Raw genomic sequence first — 17,379 nt, forward strand, 5'->3', positions numbered from 1 at the left:
AGCATGATCGCCACAACAGCACTCGAACCCTCGCACTGGCCGCTGTACCGCGACCTGCGCCTGCAGTCACTGCAGGACTCGCCGGATGCGTTCGGCAGCACCTACGGCTCGGAGGCCACGCGCACCGATGAAGACTGGTCGGCGCGCTTGCAGGCGGCGGCAAGCTCCGGCCAGGGCCGTGCGTTTGTTGCGCTGGAGGGCGAAGCGCCCTGTGGGCTGGTGTGGTGCAAGCTGGCCGGTGCAGGGCCCGGCGTTGCCGAGATCTTCCAGATGTGGGTCGACCCGGCCTGCCGCGGGCGCGGCGCCGGACGGGCACTGCTGCAGGCAGCGCTGGACTGGGCCCGCCGCCACGACATGCAGCGGGTACGGCTGGGGGTCACGATTCAGGACAGCCCTGCCATGCACCTGTACACCGCGCTGGGCTTCAAGCCGATTGGGCCACCCGAACCGCTGCGCGCGGGCAGCGCGCTGATGTCCCAGGGCATGGAGCTGGTACTGGATACCGTGCAGGCCCGCAACGACTGACACCGCGCGCCCCTGGCAGAACAGGATCCCGAAACCTAATCGGCAGCAAACAGCTGCTGTTGCCGCGCATACGCCACCAGGCGCTCCTCCAGCTGGTCGGGGTCGAGGTAGAAGCGAGTGTCCAGTGCATCCAGCGCGGCCTCGCAGGCCAGGTCGGGCTCATCGGCATAGGTGGGCATGCGCAACTGACGCTCGCCCTGCTCGGCAGGCACTGCCTGGGCGCCGAACAACAGGCCCTTGGCCTCCTCCAGCAGCGCGAGGGTCTGCAACGCGCCGAGTTCGCGCAGCCCCGCGCACGCGCTGGCGTAGTGATCGCCCGAGGAGTTGCCGAAGTACTGGTCGAAACCGCCGTTGTACACCTCGCCCTGCAGCACGTTGACCGCGTAATAGTGCTGCTCGGCCAGTGCCAGCCCGGCAAACCCCTGGGGCGTGCGGAACACCCGGTCGACCAGCGCAGACCAGTACAGCGCCTGCGGGCTGGCCAGGTACTGCTTGCGCTCCTGGGCGTAGCGCTTGCCGTTCTCGATGTTCTCCCGGTAGCCGCCCTTGCAGGGCATGCACAACCCGCCGGTGCGCGCTGCGGTGCTTGCCAGGATCACGTTGCCGCAGACGCGGCAGGGTTGGTTGTCGCTCATGCGCCCCCCATGGTCATTGCGTGGTGAGGGCGCGCCCCTTGCGCGTCGCGCCCAACGTGGCGCACATGCTACAGCGTGCCGGCCTGCGCGATCCAATCGCCTTGGCGCATGGGTTTGGTTTACCCTCGGTGCCGACACCTTGCCCACCCTCGCCCACCCCATGCATTACCGCTTCGAGGCCAAGATGAACCGCATCCCTACCTTCACCACCGCGCGCCTGCAGCTCACGCCCCTGCAATTGAGCGACGCTGCGGCGATCCAGCAACTGTTCCCGCAGTGGGAGGTGGTGCGTTATCTCGACAGCCGCGTGCCTTGGCCGTACCCGGACGACGGCGCACTGACGTATGTGCGCGACCTGGCGCTACCCGCCATGGCGCGTGGCGAGGAATGGCACTGGATGATCCGCCTGGTGCAGAACCCGCTGCAGTGCATCGGCAGCGTGTCGCTGCACGATACCCCCGGTAACCACCGCGGTTTCTGGCTGGCGCCGCAGTGGCAAGGCAAGGGCTACATGCGCGAGGTGTGCGAGGTGATCAACCGCTTCTGGTTCGACACCTTGAATCGCCCGACCCTGCAAGTGCCCAAGGCCGTGAGCAACCTGGCGTCACGGCGCATATCGCTGCGCGAGGGCATGCACCTGCTGCACGTGCAGCCCGGCAATTTCGTCAGTGGGCCGATGCCCCAGGAAACCTGGGAGCTGACGCAGGATGAATGGCGCAAGCGCCGCGGCGACGCCAGCCCCGCAACGCAACCCGCTGGCGAGCTGGAAGCCACCCTGCACTACCTGGAGCAACGCCTGCTGCAGCAGGACGTACGCTGCAACACGGCCTTGCTGTCGACGCTGCTGGCCGATGACTTCATGGAGATTGGCGCCAGCGGCAAGGCCTGGCACAAGGCGGATGTGCTCTCCAGCCTGCCCGTCCAGGCATTCAGGGTGCGCACGATCAGCGATTTTCAGGTACGCCCCCTGGCGCCGGACGTTGCGCTGGTGACCTATACCTGCCACAGCGACACCGCGTCGCTGCGCAGCTCGGTATGGCGCAGGCTCGATGGCCATTGGCAGATGACCTTTCATCAAGGCACCCCGGCCGCGTAATGCCGCAAACGGTGCGGCCCCACCCGCGCCGTTTGCCTGCGGCGCCCATGCGCGGCATCATCTGCCGCCCCTGTACAGCGAGCCACCTCGATGACCGATTACCGCGGGCTGATGCTCGAAGACACCCGGCAAGGCGCCAGCGACGCTGCGCTTGCACAGCTGGAGGCCAGCCTTGGCGCGCCCCTGCCGGCTGACTACCGTGAATTTCTCACGACCTGCAACGGCGCCTACGTCGAGTACGACGTGGCGGTCACCCTGGCCAGCGGCGAACGCGAGCTGATGAGCTTCTCGCTGTACGGGCTGGACCTGGACGGCGAATGGGAGTCGAACCCCTACGAGCTGGAACGCGCACGCCAGCGCCCTGGCTACCCTGCCCACGGCCTGCTGCCGATCGGGCGTGACGGCGGCGCCAGCCTGTTGCTGCTGGACCTGCGCGAGGGGCGCCAGCAGGTGGCCGCGATGGTCGCCGCCCTGCCCGCCTGGACCGGCCGCCGCCAGCAAGGCGACGAATACGTGGTGCTGGCCGAAAGTTTCAACGACTACCTGGCCCTGCTGCATGTGGCCGAAGAGACCATCGTCAACCATATCGACAGCTTCATCATCAGCCAGGACAGTGTGCAGGCCACCCTCGCCTGGCTCGATTCCGGCAGCCGCGGCTGGCGCGAACGCCACCGTGAGCGCTGGAACGCACGGGTAAGCGACTGGCCAATATGACTCCCAGGGAAACACCGCAATGAAGCTGACCAGTCAGATCCGCCCCTACGACAACCAATGGCCCGAGCGCTACCTGGCCGCCAGGGCAGGCATCGCCCAGGGTTTTGGCAGTGAACTGATCGACATCCATCATGTGGGCAGCACGGGCGTACCCGGCCTTGCCGCCAAGCCGGAGATCGACGTGCTGGTGGTGGTCCAGGCGCATCGGGAAACCGCAGCACGCCACGCCCACATGCAGGCTCTGGGGTACGTGCGCGGCTCCGACCTGTCGCCGGGCCACCACTTCTACCGTCGTGATGTCGACGGTATCCGTACCCACAAGGTGCACGTGTGTGCCCAGGGCCACCCACAGATTGCCTGGATGCTGCGCTTTCGCGACCTGCTGCGCAGCGATGACGACCTTCGCCAGCGCTACCAGGCGTTGAAGCTTGAGCTTGAAGCAACCAATCGTGACGGTATCGGCGAGTACCTGGCCGGCAAGGCGCCATTCATCGAGGCCGCGATGCGTGGCCAGGTGCAGTCGCAGGGCGGCGTCTAACGGGCATATCCGCAATCAGTGGCTATGCTTTGCGCGTGATCCACGCACGTTGCGTCATGCGTTGTTCCGCTCATTCAGCCATTACATGGAATGCAGGCTTATGAAATCGATTCGCTCCCTCGCCCACGCCGTTGCCCTCGCCTCACTCATGACCACTGCCAGCTTTGCGGCCCACGCCGCCGAACTGCCGCTGGGCAGCGAAGCGCTGCAAGACCACATCAGCACCCAGGTGCTGGCCGTGGACCCGGGCAACTTCCGGGTCACGATCGAAGGCCCGAACAACAGCCAGGTGCCTATCCAGCTGACCAAACAGGCCAAGGACCTGCACAACCTGAAGGTGGGCGACAAGGTCGACATCACGGTGACCCGTGCCGTGGCCTATGTGCTCAACACCAGTGAGGGCGGCGCGCCGAAGGTCACCGACGAGGCCGGCACCGTGCGCGCCACCAAGGACAACCCCAACCCGGGCGGCGAAGCTTTCCGCCAGGTGCGCGTCACCTCCAAGATCACCGCCATCGACCTCAACGCCCATGAAGTGACCCTGCTGCCGCCCCAGGGCAAGGTGAAGGTGGTGAAGGTCGAGGACCCTGAACTGCAGGCGCGCATGAAGAACCTCAAGGTCGGCCAGACGGTCGACGTGGTGTACACCGAAGTGCTGACCGTGAAAACCTCGCGCCCGTGAGGTATGCTCGCCGAGTCGACTGACTCGAACGGCTCTGGCGCGCCGTTCCCGGCCGGATTTCCCCGGCCAGGAACGCACCGCCCACCACCCGATGGCCAGCCGCGCCTGCCACGGGTATTCCATTGGAACACCCCCCTTTTTCACGTCGCTTGACCGTTGCACAGGGGAACCGGGATGAACGCAAAAACAGTGCCTGGCCGCTTGTCATGGGGCCTGCCCTGCCTGCTTGCATTCGCCCTGCTGCTGACCGGCGGCTGCGCCGGCAAGACGGCCGCCAATCGTTATGCCGCCCAGGGTTCCAACTGCTACGCAAAGGCGGTGCCCAGCACTGGCGAAGGCGGCCTGGCCTGGGGCTCGACCCTGGGCCAGGCCCGCAAGAAATCCATGGTCAACTGCATGCGCTACGCCAGCCGCTCCGGTGGCACGCCCAGGACCTGCCAGGTGGTACTGGCCCAGTGCAAGGGCCAGTAACGCATCGGCAAGGCGAACCTGTTTGAACGGACGACGCCCCATCGCACCACGTCTTCACTGCTAGGCTGGATTGATACCCACTGCCCAGGTCAGCCCCATGCCCTACTCCCCCGCCGCATTGCAGATGCTCGAACAGCTCGGCATACCGTTGAACGCGGTGATCGAGCGCCATCTGCAGGAGTTCGTCGAAGCCAGCCTGCTGCAGTGGGCCGAGACCGGCCAGGACAACCGAAGGCACGAACTGGTCGCCGTGGCCGCTCAGGCCTGGCGCCAGTTGAAAGCGGCTGCCGGTGCCGAGGGCGTGGCGCTTTACCTGGTGTCGGCCTTCAGAAGCGTCGAACGGCAGAAGAGCATCATCCAGCGCAAGCTGGACAAGGGGCAGAGCATCGAGCAGATCCTTGCGGTCTCGGCCCCGCCGTTCTTCAGCGAGCATCACACCGGGCGTGCCGTCGACATAGGCACCCCCGGCTGCACCGACCTGGAGCCCGAATTCGAAGCGACACCGGCATTCAGATGGTTGACCCGCAACGCAGCGACCTACGGCTTCGAGCTGTCGTACCCGCCCGACAATGGCGCAGGCTACGTGTATGAGCCCTGGCACTGGCGCCATGTAGCCAGCTGATTCAGGCGGGCTGCGACGTCGCCGCCCGTGCAACCAGGCGCCGGTGGGCCCACACAGCCACCAGCAGCACCAGGGCACCGGCCACCAGCGCCACACCGAAGCCGGCCCGTGCACCGCTGCCATCCACCACCTGCCCCGCTACCGCCGCCCCCACGGCCACACCGATGTTCAAGCCGGCCAGCAGCCAGGTCATGCCCTCGGTCAGACGATGTTCGGGCACCAGCCGCTCGACCAGGGTCATGGCCACGATCAGGGTCGGCGCAAAGAACAGCCCCGCCACCAGCACCGCCACACCCAGGCCCGGCAGGCTGGCGACCAGCAACAGCGGCAGGGTCGTGGCAGCGGTTGCCAGCCCACCCAGCAACAGCAGGCGCGGCAAGGGCACCTGCAGCTTGAGCGCACCGAACAGCAGCCCCGCCACGCACGACCCCACGGCATAGGCCGACAGCACCAGGCTGGCCGCCGCCGGCTGGCCGCGTTGCTCGGCAAAGGCCACGCTGACGATATCCACGGTGCCGACGATCATGCCCATCGCCACCATCAGCAGGGTCAGCAGGCGCACGTTGGCCAGGCGGATCACCGAGCCCGAACGATCCCCGGCAGCTTCCCGGGGCTGGATCGGCGGCTCGGTACTGCGCTGGATGACCAGGGCGAACACACCCAGCACCAGCAACAGTGCGGCCGCAAGCAGGCCCGCCTGAGGCAATACCACCACCGCCAGGCCCACCGACAGCGGCGGCCCGGCAATGAAGCTGACCTCATCGAACACCGTCTCCAGCGAATACGCCGCTTGCAACTGCGGCTGGCCACGGTACAGGGCCGTCCAGCGCGCGCGCACCATCGCCGACACGCTCGGCATGCACCCTGCCAGCACCGCCCCGATGAACAGCGCCCAGTCGCCAGCCCGTTGCCAGGTGCTGGCCAGCACCAGCAGCAGGCCGAGGAGGCTGATGGCGGTGGCCGCAGGCAACACGCGGCGTTGCCCGAGGCGATCCACCAGGCGCGATACCTGTGGCGACAACAGCGCATAGCTCAGCACGAAGGCCGCCGCCACTGCCCCGGCCAGTGCGTAGCTGCCACGCAATTGCGACAGCAAGGTGATGATGCCGATGCCTGTCATCGGCAGTGCGGTACGCGCCAGCAGCCCGGCCAAGGCAAAGCCCAGGGCGCCCGGCGCGGCAAAAAGGTCTCGATAAGGGTTGGCCATCTGATGCTCCAGGGCGGTGAATTGGCCGCTGACACGGCAGCGCGACAAGTTACATACGGCATGTATGTATAAAAAGCGTATATTCATACGCACCGAATGTAAATAATCATACGCACCGTATGTAAGGAGACACGCCCATGGCTCGCCGCACCCGTGCCGAAATGGAAGAAACCCGCGCCACCTTGCTCGCCACCGCCCGCAGCGTGTTCAGCGACCGCGGCTATGCCGATACCTCGATGGATGACCTGACCGCCCAGGCCGGGCTGACCCGCGGCGCGTTGTATCACCACTTCGGCGACAAGCAGGGGCTGCTGGCGGCCGTGGTGGCGTCGATCGACGCCGAGATGGATGCACGCCTGCAGGCGCTCTCCGACACTGCCCGCACGCCCTGGGAAGGCTTTCGCCAGCGGTGCCGGGCGTATCTGGAAATGGCGCTGGAGCCGGATTACCAGCGCATCGTGCTGCGCGATGCCCCAGCCGTGCTGGGGGGCACCTCGACGGACGCGCAACGCCATTGCATCGCGTCGATCCAGGCACTGCTGGAACGGTTGATCGAACAAGGCGTGGTGGCCGAGGCCGACCCGCAGGCCCTGGCCTCGCTGGTCTACGGCAGCCTGGCCGAGGCTGCGGTGTGGATCGCCCAGGGTGATGACGGCGATGCGCGACTGGCGCGCAGCACCGGCGCACTGGAACTGCTGCTGCGCGGGCTGCTGGCCAAACCATAGGGCATCAAGGCCACGCGAGGGTGGCCCGATTGGGGTGACAGCGGCGCACTAGCCCCACTGCAGGTTGAACACCATGAAGTTCAGCACCACCCACACCACCAGTGCCAGGTGAGTGAGCTGCAGGCCCTCCTGGCGTATCCAGTAGCCGAACCACAGCCCCCCGAGCAGCATGGCGAAAAGAAAGCCCAGGGCTGCGCTAAGCGCCAGGTTCAACCAGGGCCGGGCTGCGTCCAGGCCGCTGCCCAGCAGCAGGTGGTAGCAGCCCGCCCAGGCGGCCAGCACCGCCCCCGCCTGCAGCAGCACCACGACCATCAATGCCGCCCGGTGCACGGCGGGCGAGTGGATGGCCCGCGAGCACAGGGGCAGGTCGATCGCCGGGGCCTGGCGCAGGGGCGCCATCGACAGCGTGCCCCCGACGGCCGCCGCCGAACTGGTAAAAGCCTGCAGGTTGTTGACCAGGGCAATGCTCAACCACAGGGTGAACCCTGCGGCCAGTACCATCTGAAACATCAGCAGTGAAGTTGCAGTATCCACGAAGCGGTCCTCATCAGTTGTTCAGGGTGTTTGCGCTAAGCGTCCTGCCGGCAGGCGCGCGCCAGGCCAGGGCCTTGTACAGGTCCACCGCGTTGCCATAGGAGGCGGCCTGTGCCCGCGCGATGTCCTGGCGCAGACGCAACAGGTCGCGCTGGCTGTCCTTGACCGCCAGGTAGCTGCCCGAACCTGCGCCATAGCGCTGCTGGGCGATGGCGAACGCCGCCTCGCCATGCCGCGCCGCCTGCACCAGGCCGAGCAGGTGGCGCTGGTGCTCGGCCAACTGCGTGACTGCGCCCTCCACCTCTTCCACCGCCACCAGCAGCACCTGCTCGAAGTGCGCTGCCTCACCCTGGGCCAGCGCTTGGGTACCGCGCAGGCGCGCCCGCACCGAGCCCAGGTCGAACGCTGGCCAGGTCAGGCCGGGCGTCAGCTCGAACGCCCGCGCCGCACTGCCCAGGTCGCCGTCACGCAAGGCAAAGAAGCCGATGAACCCACCCAGGTTCAAACGTGGGTACAGGTCGGCAGTGGCAGCGCCCACATCCTGCACACGGGCAGCCAGCAGCCGTTCGGCCTGGACCACATCGGGCCGGTTGCGGATCAGCTGATCCACATCCCCCAGTGGCAACTGGCGCGCCAATGGCATCGGCGGCATGTCACCCAGCGCGATGGCGAAGCTGCCGGGGCGCTGGCCTGTGAGCACCTGCAGCCGGTACAGGCGCCGCTGCAGCTGGCTGCGCAGTGGCGCCACAGTCGATTGCGCCAGCAGCAGGTTGCTCTGCGCGCTCTCCAGCGCTTCGGGCAGGCCGGCGCCGGCGTGCAACTGCGCCTGGGTCAACTGCACGGTCTCCTGCCAGCTGCGCACCGCCTCTTCGGCCAGCAGCCCTTGCTGGCGTAGCCCCTGGGCCTCGAAGTAGGCCTGGGCCACCTGGGCCGCGATGCTCAACTGCACCTGCTCCAGGTCGGCCGCGGAGGCCTGCGCACGGGATTGGGCGGCGCGCTCCAGGTGATCGAGGCGGCCGAACAGGTCAAGCTCCCACTGCAGGTCCAGCCCCGCCCGCCACGATTCGGACAGGCTGCGGGCCGGCGGCTGCCCCTGCCTGGCCTGCTGCGCCAGGCTGCGCTGGTAGCTCGCGCTGCTGGTCACCGTCGGCAGGCGCTCCAGCGCCTGTTCATCCACATGAGCACGGGCCAGCAGCAGGCTGGCACGCGCCTGCTCGATGGCGTGGTTGTGGGCCAGGGCGGTTGCGATCAGGCGTTCCAGCTGCGGGTCGTCGAAAAAGGTCCACCAGGCTGACGTCGGCTGCACCGGCGTCGCAGCGAAGGCCTGCGCCTGCGGGCTGACCACATGAATGGGCGCCACCTCGGGGGCGTGATATTGCGGCCCGACGCTGCAGGCGGCCTGCAACGCCACGGCGCCCAGCAACAGCGGATAACGGCTGAACCCCTTCATGGCCTTGCCTCCCTGTGCCCAAGCGCAAGGCCCTGCTCGGCCTCCTCCAATTGCTGCTTGCGCGGGCTGTGCACGCGATGGTCACGGGCCAGCCAGGCATACACCGTGGGCAGCACGAACAAGGTGAACAGCGTGCCTATCAACATGCCGCAGACAATGACCACACCCAGGCCGAAACGGCTGTTGGCACCGGCGCCGCTGGCGAACAGCAGCGGCATGACGCCGAAGGTCATCGCGGCGGTGGTCATCAGTACCGGGCGCAGGCGAATCTGCGCGGCGCGGATGATCGCCCCGGCACGGTCGAGGTTCTCGCGCAGCTGGATCTCGTTGGCGAACTCCACCATCAGAATGCCGTGCTTGCTGATCAGCCCGATCAGGGTCACCAGCCCGATCTGCGTGTAGATGTTGAGGGTGGCCCAGCCCAGTGCGAGCGGCAACAGTGCGCCGCAGATCGACAGCGGCACGGTGACCAGGATGATCAGCGGGTCCACCAGGCTTTCGTACTGGGCCGCGAGCACCAGGTAGATGACCACCATCGCGGCGAGAAACGCCAGCACCAGCGCATTGCCTTCCTGCACGTACTGGCGCGACTCGGACTGCCAGTCATGGCTGAACTCCGGCGGCAGTTCGCTGGCCAGTTGCTGCAGAAACGCCACCGCCTGCCCCTGGGAAACCCCCGGTGCCGGGATGGCCTGCAGCGTGCTCGCATTCTGCTGGTCGAACTGCAGCAGCCGGTTGGGCTCGACCGTCATCTGCAGCCGCACCACGGCAGACAACGGCACCAGTTGCCCCGCTTCGCTGCGCACATACTGGCGCTCTAGCGCCTGGGGCGTCAGGCGCTGATCCTGGGTGCTCTGCGGGATCACGTCATACGAGCGGCCATACAGCGCGAAGCGGTTGATGTACTGCTCGCCCACCAGCACGGCCAGGGAGTCGCCGAGGGCCTGCATGCCGATGCCCAGGCTGGCGGCCTTGGCGCGGTCGACCGTCACCTTGACCACCGGGTTGTTGTAGTCCAGGTCGCTGTCCACCACCGCGAACAGGCCGCTGTCGCGGGCACGCTGCTTGAGGGTTTCCATGGTCTGGTACAGCACCGGGTAGTCCTGCGCGCTGCGCAGCACCATCTGCACCGGCAGGCCACCGCTGGAGCCTGGCAGCGAGGCCACCTGGAAGGCAAAGATGCTGCTGCCCTCCACTTCGCTCACGGCCTGCTGCAGGTCGGCCTGGACCTGATCGGCCGAGCGCTCGCGGGCCTGCCACAGGCTGAGGTTGATGCCGCCGAAGCTGCTGGCCGGCCCGTCGGTGCCGTTGATGATCCAGGTGTCGGTGGTTTCCGGCAGGCTGTGCATCACCTGGTCGAGCTTGCTGGCGAAGCGCTCGGCATAGTCGAGGCTGGCGTACTGCGGCGACTTGATGGCGGTGAGCACGGCGGCCTGGTCCTCGGGTGGCGCCAGCTCGCGTTGCGGCTGCAGGTACAGCCACGGCAGGCTCAGGCACACCAGCAAGGCGACGCCACCGCTGACCCAGCGACGCGACAGCGAGTGCGCCAGTGCCCGCCCGTAGGCGCTGGCCAGCCCGCCGAACACCTTCTCGGCAAGCCTGGCCATGCGCCCCTCCTGCTGGCCGGGCTTGAGCAGCAGCGAGCTCATCACCGGCGACAGGGTCAGGGCCACCACCCCCGAGACGATCACCGCCCCGGCCAGGGTCAGGGCGAACTCGCGAAACAGCGTGCCGGTGAGCCCGCCGATCAGGCCGATGGGGGCATACACGGCGGCCAGCGTGAGGGTCATGGCGATCACCGGCCCGGCGATCTCGCGGGCACCGACCAGCGCGGCGGCCACCGGCGTCTGGCCCTCCTCGATATGGCGGTGCACGTTCTCCACCACCACGATCGCGTCGTCCACCACCAGCCCGATGGCCAGCACCATCGCCAGCAGGGTCAGCAGGTTGAGGCTGAAGCCGAACGCCAGCATCAGCCCGGCCGCGCCGAGCATCGACAGCGGGATCGCCAGCACCGGGATGGCCACGCTGCGCAACGAGCCCAGGCACAGCCAGATCACCAGCACCACGATCACGATCGCCTCGACCAGTGTGTGCAGCACTTCCTGGATCGAGGCCTCGATAAAGCGTGCAGTCTCGTAGGCCAGCGCCACGTTGACCCCTGGCGGCAGGGTCTGCCGGATCTGCGGCAGCAGCTTGCGAATGCCGTCGACGATCACCAGCGGGTTGCCCGCAGGCGTCGGGAACAGGCCCAGGTGCACCGCCGGGCGGCCATCCATGGTGGCGCTGGTCTGGGTGGCCGCGGCGCCCAGTTCGACCGTGCCCACATCGCGCAGGCGCACCAGCGCCGTGCCGTCATTGCGAATCACCAGGTCGCGAAAGGCCTCGACACTGGTCAGGTCGGTATCGATGCGTATGTCGGCCAGCACGAACTGGCCGCGTACCTGCCCGGGCGTGGCCTGGTAGTTGTTGCTGCGCACGGCATCGGCCACCTCGGCGGCGGTCACGCCGCGCCCGGCCATGCGTTCGCTGTCCAGCCACAGGCGCATGGCCAGGGTCTGGCCACCGAAGGTCTGGATCTTGGCCACGCCGTCGATGCCGGAAAGCTGCGGCTCGACCACCCGCGACAGGTAGTCGCTGAGTTCGGGAATCGACAGCGTGTCGCTGGCAAAGCCCACATAGGCCACGGCGGTGGAATCCCCGGCCGATAGCTCCACCACCGGGTCGTAGGCCTTGTCCGGCAGGCGGTAGCGCACCTGGTTGACCTTGGCCATGGTCTCGCTCAGCGCCTGGGTCGAGTCGCGGTTCAGCTCCATGCGCAGGGTCACCAGGCTGCGGCCCTGCACCGACGACGAAGACAGGTAGTCGATGCCTTCCACCGACGACACCGCCTGGGTGATCGGCTGGGTCACGAAGCCCTGCATCAGTTCGGCCGATGCACCCGGGTATTCGGTGCTGACGGTAATGGTGGCGGTTTCCAGTAACGGATACTGGCGGATGGGCAGCTTGCCCAGGGCGAACAGGCCGGCCAGCACGATCAGGCTGCTGACCACCAGGGCCAGCACCGGGCGACGCACAAAACTGTCGGTGAACCTCATGAGGCGTCGCCCCCGTCGGCGTTGTGCAGCGTGTCATTGGCCACCTGCTCCACCTGCATGCCGTCACTGAGCTTGAGCTGGCCCGAGACCACCACGCGGTCGCCCGCCTTGAGCCCGGAGGTGACTTCCACCTGGCCCTTCCAGCGCTCGCCGGTGGTCACCTGCACGCGGTGCACGCTCAGGCCGCGTTCCGGGTCGTGGGTGGCGATGAACACGGTCTGGCCGTAGGCGGTGTAGGTGATGGCGGTTTCCGGCACAGCCATCACCCGGGTCGGCTGCGCCGCCACGAGCTGCACGCTGGCGTACATGCCGGCCTGCAACTGCCCGTCCGGGTTGGCCAGGGTGGCCTGCACCCATACTGCGCGCGCCTTGCCCACCATCGGGTCGATGGCGTTGATGCGCGCCGCAAAGGTCTTTTGCGGCAGTGCATCCACCGCCAGGGCTGCGGTCTGCCCCACCTGCAAGCCCGGGGCGGCATGCTCGGCCAGTGAGAAGTTCACCCGCAGTTGCGTGGCGTCCACCAGGCTGGCCACGGCGTCACCGGCATTCAGGTACTGGCCTTGATGCACGCGGCGGATGCCCAGCTTGCCGGCAAAGGGGGCCCGGATCGCCTTCTGCGCAATCCGTGCATCGACCTGCTGCAGTTCGCCCTCGGCCATCTGCACGGCGGCGGTGGCGTTGTCGAGTTGCTCCTGGGTAGTGACATTGGCGGTGCGCAGCTTGCCGATGCGCTGATGCAGGGTGCGGGCATTGCGCAGCTGTGCGCTCAGGCGCACCCGGTCGGCCTGCTCGGGGGCATCGTTGAGCTGCACCAGCAGTTGCCCGGCCTTGACCCTTTGCCCCGACTCGAAGGCGATGCGCGTGATGCGCCCGGTGGTTTCCGCGGCCACCTGCACCTGGTGGGCGGCTTCCAGCTCGCCGGCGGCGAAGGTCTGGCGGGGCGCCTCACGCGAGGTGACGGTGGCCAGCGCGACCTTGGTCACCGGCCACGCCGCAGTGGCGTGCGCCGCCGAGTCCTTTCTGGTCAGCAGCATGACGACGGCCAGCACGCACACAACAGCGGCGCCCCCTCCCAACAGCATCCTCTTGCCCATCTTTGCTCCGCTCATCGGTGTGGTGTGTTCGCTGCACAGCGCATCCCGTGCCGACGGCTGGCATCGGCACGGCAAAGCGGTTGCAGGAAAGATCGGGCCGGACTATAAAACCTCAACTTAACTTGAGGTCAACACACGTGGCGGCAGAAAAGACGATGGATGGTGCGCGCTCGCTCACCATCGGCGAGGTGGCCAGACGCAGTGGCGTGCCGATTTCCACCTTGCACTTCTACGAGTCCAAGGGGTTGATCGCCAGCACGCGCAATGCCGGCAACCAGCGGCGATTTCCGGCGTTGGTGCTGCGCAGCATCGCGATCATCAAGGTGGCGCAGCGCACCGGGATTCCGCTGGAAGAGATCAAGCACGCGATGAGCCGCTACCCGCCCAACAGCAAATTGACGGCGGCGCAGTGGGGTGAGATGTCATCGGCCTGGCGCGAGAACCTGAATGCGCGCATCCGGACGCTGGAGGCATTGAGGGATAGCCTGGACAACTGCATCGGTTGTGGCTGCCTGTCGCTGGATGATTGCCCGTTGCGCAACCCGGGGGATGCGCTGGGGCAGGATGGACCGGGGCCGAGGATTCTGGAAGGGGCTGCCGGGGGGTAGGCGCAGGAGTTGCGGGTGGTCTGGCTGATGCACCGTGCACGCAGGTTCTGCGACCGCTTCGCGCTCGTTCGCCAGCAATGCTGGCTCCTACAGCCGTGTGGCTTCTGCCCGGAGGGCGTAGGAGCGGGCCTTGCCCCGCGAACTGGCGCGCAGCGCCAGCAAAACCTGCGAACGCGATCTGGCTGATGCACCGTGCACGCAGGTTCTACGACCGCTTCGCGCTCGTTCGCCAGCAATGCTGGCTCCTACAGCCCTGTGGCTTCTGCCCGAAGGGCGTAGGAGCGGGCCTTGCCCCGCGAACTGGCGCGCAGCGCCAGCAAACCTGCGAACGCGATCTGGCTGATGCACCGCGCACGATCGTCGGCCAGCAGCAGCCCACCTGCACGCATGTGGTTGAGCTACCGCTTGAGCCCAGCCAGGTCAGTAAGGCACGTTGACCTGCAACTGCTGGATCTGTACCGAATGCGGGTGGATCAGGTGGGTCAACACGCGTCGCTCCTTGACCGCGGATTTTTCCGCGTAGTCGGCGAACCGGTCATTGCTGACGATGTAGGCGGCCTGGTCGAACTCGGCAGCGGCCAGCAGGGCCTCGTCCGCTTTCACATCGCGGGGCATCACCACCACCTTGGCCCCGGGGAACAGCGCCTGAAGCCCGGCATGGTTGCTCGACACCCGTGCATAGATGCCCGGGTCGAATATCACCGTCACCTTGTACCCCTGGCACAGGACCGGCACCAAGGCAATCAGTGCACCAAGCCCGATGAAGGTTCCCTTGCCGTTCTCCGAAGGCAGGTAGCACAGGTTGTTGCCATCGAGGATGAGCGTTTCGATGTGGTTTTCCATCAGCCGTGTGATGTCGCGCAGGCGTTCCTGGATTTTCTCGATATCCCGCTCGAGCTTGCGCCGCTTGGCATTCAACCCGCTCAGTACCATGCCCGGCTTGCTGTTTTCGAAGAAGCTCTCGCACTCTTGATGTATGAGCGCTTTTTCCCTGCCGCTCGACGCATTCGAGAGCGCCCACTCAAACCCTTGCGCCTTGGCGATGTCGTTGTCGATCTGCTGCAGTTGGCGCTGCTGGCGTTCCCATTGGCGCGACACGTCGCCGGCCATGGCTTCCCATTTTTCGCTGGCACTGCGGGTATGCTCGATCAACTGGTGCAGGTGCGCCAGTTCCTCGTTCAAGCCGGCGATGGTGGCCGTTGCTTCCAGCGGATTGAACTGGCGATACCGGCGCAAGTTCGCCGCCAGCCGGCGCTCTTCGGGCTCATGGCTGGCCAGCTCGGCCTGGGCCTCCTTGCGCGACAGCTCAAGCATCGCAAGGCGCTTGTCCAGTTCACTGGCCTGGTGCTGCGCCACCTTCTGCTCGGTGGAGCGCCACAGGCCCGACAGCCAGCCACCGGCCACGCCCTGGCAGGTCTGCTTGCTCTGGCTGGTGCTCTGCAGGGTGGCGCTGAGCTGATTGAGCCGTTGCTTGATATCCAGGGTGATGCGGTTGCGCTGGGCCAGTTGAGCGCTGGCGTGCTCGCAGTCGAATGCGTCGTACCACTGCATGTCGAGGGTCAACTTCTGGATATCCAGGTTGATCGATGCGGTCTTCTGGGTCAGGGCGACCACCCGGGCCGCGTGTTCATTCCTATACATGATCGTTCCTTGTAATCGACAGGCCAGGGTTACACGGGGTCTTGCGCATTGCGCTGCCCGCTGCGGTAGGCCGCCCTGCCCGCCCATTGCAATGCCAGTACGGTAACGGCACCGGCAGCAACGCAGATGGCATTGGTCAGCAGAAATTCGAGCGGCGAGATCGTGGTGTTCATGCCAGCCCCCTTTCACCCAGGCGTACGCCGCAGTGGCCGCAGAACCGGCTCGATGCCTCAACCGCTGTACCGCAGGCGGGGCACATCTTGGCAACCAGCATTTTCTGGCGCATATGGCCGATCTGGATAACGCAGGGCACAGTTACCCGGTAGGCCGGGCTGGCCAGGTCGAACGCGGTCCACAGACCCGTGATGGCCCAGCCGACCGGGCCTGCGAGCACGGCCAGCCCCCTGCCCAGGCCCGCACTACCTGCCAGCATCACGCCACGTCCCACCAGGCTGCTCATGGTCGCGCTGGCCACTACCGCGGCCAGGCGGTAGGAGGTCAGCCCGGAGGCGCTGAGGCTGGCGATCAAGCTTGCCAGTGCAGTGGGCCCCATGCCCGGCCGGTAACCCGCCCCGACCGATTCGAAGAAGGTCTTCTTGTCGTCTTCGCTCATGCGCCCCACCGACTGCTCGACCACCTTGGCGATGATCGCCATCTCCATACTGGCGCAGTCTCCGAGGCCGCTCTTGGCAACCCCGACGTGAGAAGCCACGTCGGTGAGCAGTTCCTTGTAGGGCACGCCGCTGCCGCCGCGAAACACGTTCATCAGCGAGTTACCGCCAAAGCGCGTGAGTTCCTCGACCACCAGGCCGCGATCAAGGTCGGTGATCTCACGCTCCTTGGCAGCGCTCAACTGGCGGCAGACCGAGGACGACAACGAGATGCGTCCCTTGCCGCTGTCGGTGATCACATCGATGAGCAGCCCGATATCGTCGCTGCTCGCGCTCATCATTACGTCTGCCAGGTCGGCATCTTGAATCATTGACATGGGGGGTTCCTTTGATGACCAGGGGTCAGTCGATGATGGTCGGGGCATGCGGGGTGCTGCGGCTGACGAAGGCCCCCGCAATGGCTGTCAGCCAGGCCCGGGGCTGGTCGGAGCGCACCTGGCGCAGCATCAGTGCGTCCAGTTTCAGGCAACTGCGCCGGCGCCATTCGTCACGGGCATTGACACGGCTGACTTCGGGCGACGCACCCACGCCGATGGGACGCACGTCGGGATGCACCTTGCATTCGCGCAGCACCTTCTCGACCGGGTTGCCCTGCTCGAGCTTGCCTTCGCTCTGCAGCTTGACTGCTGCTGCCAGGTAATCGCGGCTGCCACCCACCGCCTGCCCCAGCGCCAGCCAGTCTTGCGGGCGCATCAGCAGGAACGCAGGGGGTACCCCCAGTGCATCGGCAATGCGGCTGAGCGTGTGCAGGTCCGGGTTGGGGTCGAGCTGCTCGCGAGGTGACTTCAATGCCCTCAGCGTACTGCGAGCGATGCCGGTTTCGCGTTGAATGCAGGCGGCAGTGACAGGGCCTGGCCGGCCGTCCTCGCGCTGCTTGCCACCGATGGCAAGTACCGCGCTGAGGTTGTCACTGAAGTGCGCTCCCAAACTTTTCGGTGGTACGGAGACAGGACTGTTCATGGGGGCCTCTTGCGTGTGGCGATGACGGCAAGACTATCCATGGCAATGTGCCATATCAACCGCAAACGGAGCGACAGCGCTCCATCAATCGATCCATATGGAGCGCAG

General features: G+C 66.7%; 20 protein-coding genes and 1 pseudogene. 10 read left to right on the top strand and 11 right to left on the bottom strand.

Translation table 11 applies throughout. The features are described from left to right. The first annotated feature begins 3 nt into the window (after positions 1-3). Positions 4-525, top strand: a complete 522-nt coding sequence (locus tag N0B28_RS14055; RefSeq protein WP_043861419.1) for a GNAT family N-acetyltransferase — start codon at positions 4-6, stop codon at positions 523-525. A 35-nt stretch (positions 526-560) separates the two neighbouring features. Here N0B28_RS14055 and N0B28_RS14060 read toward each other — a convergent pair whose 3' ends face one another. After that, positions 561-1,160 carry a DMP19 family protein gene (locus tag N0B28_RS14060; protein WP_058540104.1) on the bottom strand — a complete coding sequence of 200 codons (600 nt, stop codon included), beginning with the start codon at positions 1,158-1,160 and terminating at the stop codon, positions 561-563. A 184-nt stretch (positions 1,161-1,344) separates the two neighbouring features. On the opposite strand from N0B28_RS14060, the pseudogene N0B28_RS14065 reads away from it, so the two are divergent. From N0B28_RS14065 to N0B28_RS14095, 7 genes and pseudogenes are all read left to right on the top strand, one after another. Continuing rightward, positions 1,345-1,875: pseudogene (locus N0B28_RS14065) on the top strand (GNAT family N-acetyltransferase); the annotation flags it as partial. Between the two features lie 81 nt (positions 1,876-1,956). After that, positions 1,957-2,256: a nuclear transport factor 2 family protein gene (locus tag N0B28_RS14070; RefSeq protein ID WP_258662893.1), complete on the top strand. Its 300-nt coding sequence runs from the start codon at positions 1,957-1,959 to the stop codon at positions 2,254-2,256. 90 nt (positions 2,257-2,346) lie between these two features. Continuing rightward, positions 2,347-2,970 carry an SMI1/KNR4 family protein gene (locus tag N0B28_RS14075; protein WP_104572351.1) on the top strand — a complete coding sequence of 208 codons (624 nt, stop codon included), beginning with the start codon at positions 2,347-2,349 and terminating at the stop codon, positions 2,968-2,970. 19 nt (positions 2,971-2,989) lie between these two features. Then, complete coding sequence (locus N0B28_RS14080; RefSeq protein ID WP_043861382.1) at positions 2,990-3,508, top strand: GrpB family protein; 519 nt, start codon at positions 2,990-2,992, stop codon at positions 3,506-3,508. Positions 3,509-3,608: 100 nt separating this feature from the next. Next, the gene (locus N0B28_RS14085) at positions 3,609-4,190 is read left to right on the top strand and encodes a hypothetical protein (RefSeq protein ID WP_104572350.1); all 582 of its coding nucleotides are present in this window, start codon (positions 3,609-3,611) and stop codon (positions 4,188-4,190) included. Between the two features lie 174 nt (positions 4,191-4,364). Continuing rightward, complete coding sequence (locus N0B28_RS14090) at positions 4,365-4,661, top strand: hypothetical protein (protein WP_275726848.1); 297 nt, start codon at positions 4,365-4,367, stop codon at positions 4,659-4,661. Positions 4,662-4,758: 97 nt separating this feature from the next. Continuing rightward, positions 4,759-5,283: a M15 family metallopeptidase gene (locus N0B28_RS14095; protein WP_275726849.1), complete on the top strand. Its 525-nt coding sequence runs from the start codon at positions 4,759-4,761 to the stop codon at positions 5,281-5,283. 1 nt (position 5,284) lies between these two features. On the opposite strand, the gene N0B28_RS14100 is transcribed toward N0B28_RS14095, so the two are convergent. Next, positions 5,285-6,490 (bottom strand): MFS transporter, encoded by a 1,206-nt coding sequence (locus N0B28_RS14100; protein WP_275726851.1) that lies wholly within the window; start codon positions 6,488-6,490, stop codon positions 5,285-5,287. Positions 6,491-6,627: 137 nt separating this feature from the next. Between N0B28_RS14100 and N0B28_RS14105 the strand changes: the two genes are divergently transcribed. Further along, positions 6,628-7,215 (top strand): TetR/AcrR family transcriptional regulator, encoded by a 588-nt coding sequence (locus N0B28_RS14105; protein WP_275726853.1) that lies wholly within the window; start codon positions 6,628-6,630, stop codon positions 7,213-7,215. A gap of 48 nt (positions 7,216-7,263) precedes the next feature. On the opposite strand, the gene N0B28_RS14110 is transcribed toward N0B28_RS14105, so the two are convergent. The 4 genes from N0B28_RS14110 to N0B28_RS14125 are packed head-to-tail and all read right to left on the bottom strand — an operon-like array spanning position 7,264 to position 13,331. Beyond that, positions 7,264-7,749 carry a DUF2165 family protein gene (locus N0B28_RS14110; RefSeq protein WP_244988634.1) on the bottom strand — a complete coding sequence of 162 codons (486 nt, stop codon included), beginning with the start codon at positions 7,747-7,749 and terminating at the stop codon, positions 7,264-7,266. Between the two features lie 13 nt (positions 7,750-7,762). Then, on the bottom strand, positions 7,763-9,199 hold the full coding sequence (locus tag N0B28_RS14115) for an efflux transporter outer membrane subunit (protein ID WP_213605686.1): 1,437 nt from the start codon (positions 9,197-9,199) through the stop codon (positions 7,763-7,765). Continuing rightward, the gene (locus N0B28_RS14120; protein ID WP_275726858.1) at positions 9,196-12,297 is read right to left on the bottom strand and encodes a MexW/MexI family multidrug efflux RND transporter permease subunit; all 3,102 of its coding nucleotides are present in this window, start codon (positions 12,295-12,297) and stop codon (positions 9,196-9,198) included. Before N0B28_RS14120 ends, N0B28_RS14115 begins: the two co-directional genes overlap by 4 nt. Beyond that, positions 12,294-13,331: an efflux RND transporter periplasmic adaptor subunit gene (locus N0B28_RS14125; protein WP_275726860.1), complete on the bottom strand. Its 1,038-nt coding sequence runs from the start codon at positions 13,329-13,331 to the stop codon at positions 12,294-12,296. The genes N0B28_RS14120 and N0B28_RS14125 overlap by 4 nt, the downstream gene beginning before the upstream one ends. 215 nt (positions 13,332-13,546) lie before the next feature. On the opposite strand from N0B28_RS14125, the gene soxR reads away from it, so the two are divergent. Next, positions 13,547-13,999, top strand: a complete 453-nt coding sequence (gene soxR, locus N0B28_RS14130) for a redox-sensitive transcriptional activator SoxR (RefSeq protein WP_058540094.1) — start codon at positions 13,547-13,549, stop codon at positions 13,997-13,999. A 245-nt stretch (positions 14,000-14,244) separates the two neighbouring features. Here soxR and N0B28_RS14135 read toward each other — a convergent pair whose 3' ends face one another. Genes N0B28_RS14135 through N0B28_RS14155 form a run of 5 tightly spaced genes read right to left on the bottom strand, consistent with a single transcriptional unit; the run spans position 14,245 to position 17,271 of the window. Then, complete coding sequence (locus N0B28_RS14135; protein ID WP_275726863.1) at positions 14,245-14,388, bottom strand: hypothetical protein; 144 nt, start codon at positions 14,386-14,388, stop codon at positions 14,245-14,247. 31 nt (positions 14,389-14,419) lie between these two features. After that, on the bottom strand, positions 14,420-15,640 hold the full coding sequence (locus N0B28_RS14140; protein WP_210015375.1) for a hypothetical protein: 1,221 nt from the start codon (positions 15,638-15,640) through the stop codon (positions 14,420-14,422). A gap of 29 nt (positions 15,641-15,669) precedes the next feature. Continuing rightward, positions 15,670-15,813, bottom strand: a complete 144-nt coding sequence (locus N0B28_RS14145) for a hypothetical protein (protein ID WP_167400193.1) — start codon at positions 15,811-15,813, stop codon at positions 15,670-15,672. After that, positions 15,810-16,628, bottom strand: coding sequence for a zinc-ribbon domain-containing protein (locus N0B28_RS14150; protein WP_043861395.1), 819 nt, complete (start codon positions 16,626-16,628; stop codon positions 15,810-15,812). The genes N0B28_RS14145 and N0B28_RS14150 overlap by 4 nt, the downstream gene beginning before the upstream one ends. Positions 16,629-16,653: 25 nt before the next feature. Beyond that, the gene (locus N0B28_RS14155; RefSeq protein WP_043861396.1) at positions 16,654-17,271 is read right to left on the bottom strand and encodes a helix-turn-helix transcriptional regulator; all 618 of its coding nucleotides are present in this window, start codon (positions 17,269-17,271) and stop codon (positions 16,654-16,656) included. Between the last annotated feature and the right edge of the window lie 108 nt (positions 17,272-17,379).

The sequence above is a fragment of the Pseudomonas sp. SD17-1 genome, from assembly GCF_029201585.1.
In the GTDB taxonomy this organism is placed as follows: domain Bacteria; phylum Pseudomonadota; class Gammaproteobacteria; order Pseudomonadales; family Pseudomonadaceae; genus Aquipseudomonas; species Aquipseudomonas palmensis.

What these genes read in the sequence shown, in the direction of transcription:
- N0B28_RS14055 (WP_043861419.1), top strand. Translation starts at nt 4, where the DNA reads ATGATCGCCACAACAGCACTCGAACCCTCGCACTGGCCGCTGTACCGC.
- N0B28_RS14060 (WP_058540104.1), bottom strand. Translation starts at nt 1,160, where the DNA reads ATGAGCGACAACCAACCCTGCCGCGTCTGCGGCAACGTGATCCTGGCA.
- N0B28_RS14075 (WP_104572351.1), top strand. Translation starts at nt 2,347, where the DNA reads ATGACCGATTACCGCGGGCTGATGCTCGAAGACACCCGGCAAGGCGCC.
- N0B28_RS14080 (WP_043861382.1), top strand. Translation starts at nt 2,990, where the DNA reads ATGAAGCTGACCAGTCAGATCCGCCCCTACGACAACCAATGGCCCGAG.
- N0B28_RS14085 (WP_104572350.1), top strand. Translation starts at nt 3,609, where the DNA reads ATGAAATCGATTCGCTCCCTCGCCCACGCCGTTGCCCTCGCCTCACTC.
- N0B28_RS14090 (WP_275726848.1), top strand. Translation starts at nt 4,365, where the DNA reads ATGAACGCAAAAACAGTGCCTGGCCGCTTGTCATGGGGCCTGCCCTGC.
- N0B28_RS14095 (WP_275726849.1), top strand. Translation starts at nt 4,759, where the DNA reads ATGCCCTACTCCCCCGCCGCATTGCAGATGCTCGAACAGCTCGGCATA.
- N0B28_RS14100 (WP_275726851.1), bottom strand. Translation starts at nt 6,490, where the DNA reads ATGGCCAACCCTTATCGAGACCTTTTTGCCGCGCCGGGCGCCCTGGGC.
- N0B28_RS14105 (WP_275726853.1), top strand. Translation starts at nt 6,628, where the DNA reads ATGGCTCGCCGCACCCGTGCCGAAATGGAAGAAACCCGCGCCACCTTG.
- N0B28_RS14115 (WP_213605686.1), bottom strand. Translation starts at nt 9,199, where the DNA reads ATGAAGGGGTTCAGCCGTTATCCGCTGTTGCTGGGCGCCGTGGCGTTG.
- N0B28_RS14120 (WP_275726858.1), bottom strand. Translation starts at nt 12,297, where the DNA reads ATGAGGTTCACCGACAGTTTTGTGCGTCGCCCGGTGCTGGCCCTGGTG.
- N0B28_RS14125 (WP_275726860.1), bottom strand. Translation starts at nt 13,331, where the DNA reads ATGCTGCTGACCAGAAAGGACTCGGCGGCGCACGCCACTGCGGCGTGG.
- soxR (WP_058540094.1), top strand. Translation starts at nt 13,547, where the DNA reads ATGGATGGTGCGCGCTCGCTCACCATCGGCGAGGTGGCCAGACGCAGT.
- N0B28_RS14135 (WP_275726863.1), bottom strand. Translation starts at nt 14,388, where the DNA reads ATGCGTGCAGGTGGGCTGCTGCTGGCCGACGATCGTGCGCGGTGCATC.
- N0B28_RS14140 (WP_210015375.1), bottom strand. Translation starts at nt 15,640, where the DNA reads ATGTATAGGAATGAACACGCGGCCCGGGTGGTCGCCCTGACCCAGAAG.
- N0B28_RS14145 (WP_167400193.1), bottom strand. Translation starts at nt 15,813, where the DNA reads ATGAACACCACGATCTCGCCGCTCGAATTTCTGCTGACCAATGCCATC.
- N0B28_RS14150 (WP_043861395.1), bottom strand. Translation starts at nt 16,628, where the DNA reads ATGTCAATGATTCAAGATGCCGACCTGGCAGACGTAATGATGAGCGCG.
- N0B28_RS14155 (WP_043861396.1), bottom strand. Translation starts at nt 17,271, where the DNA reads ATGAACAGTCCTGTCTCCGTACCACCGAAAAGTTTGGGAGCGCACTTC.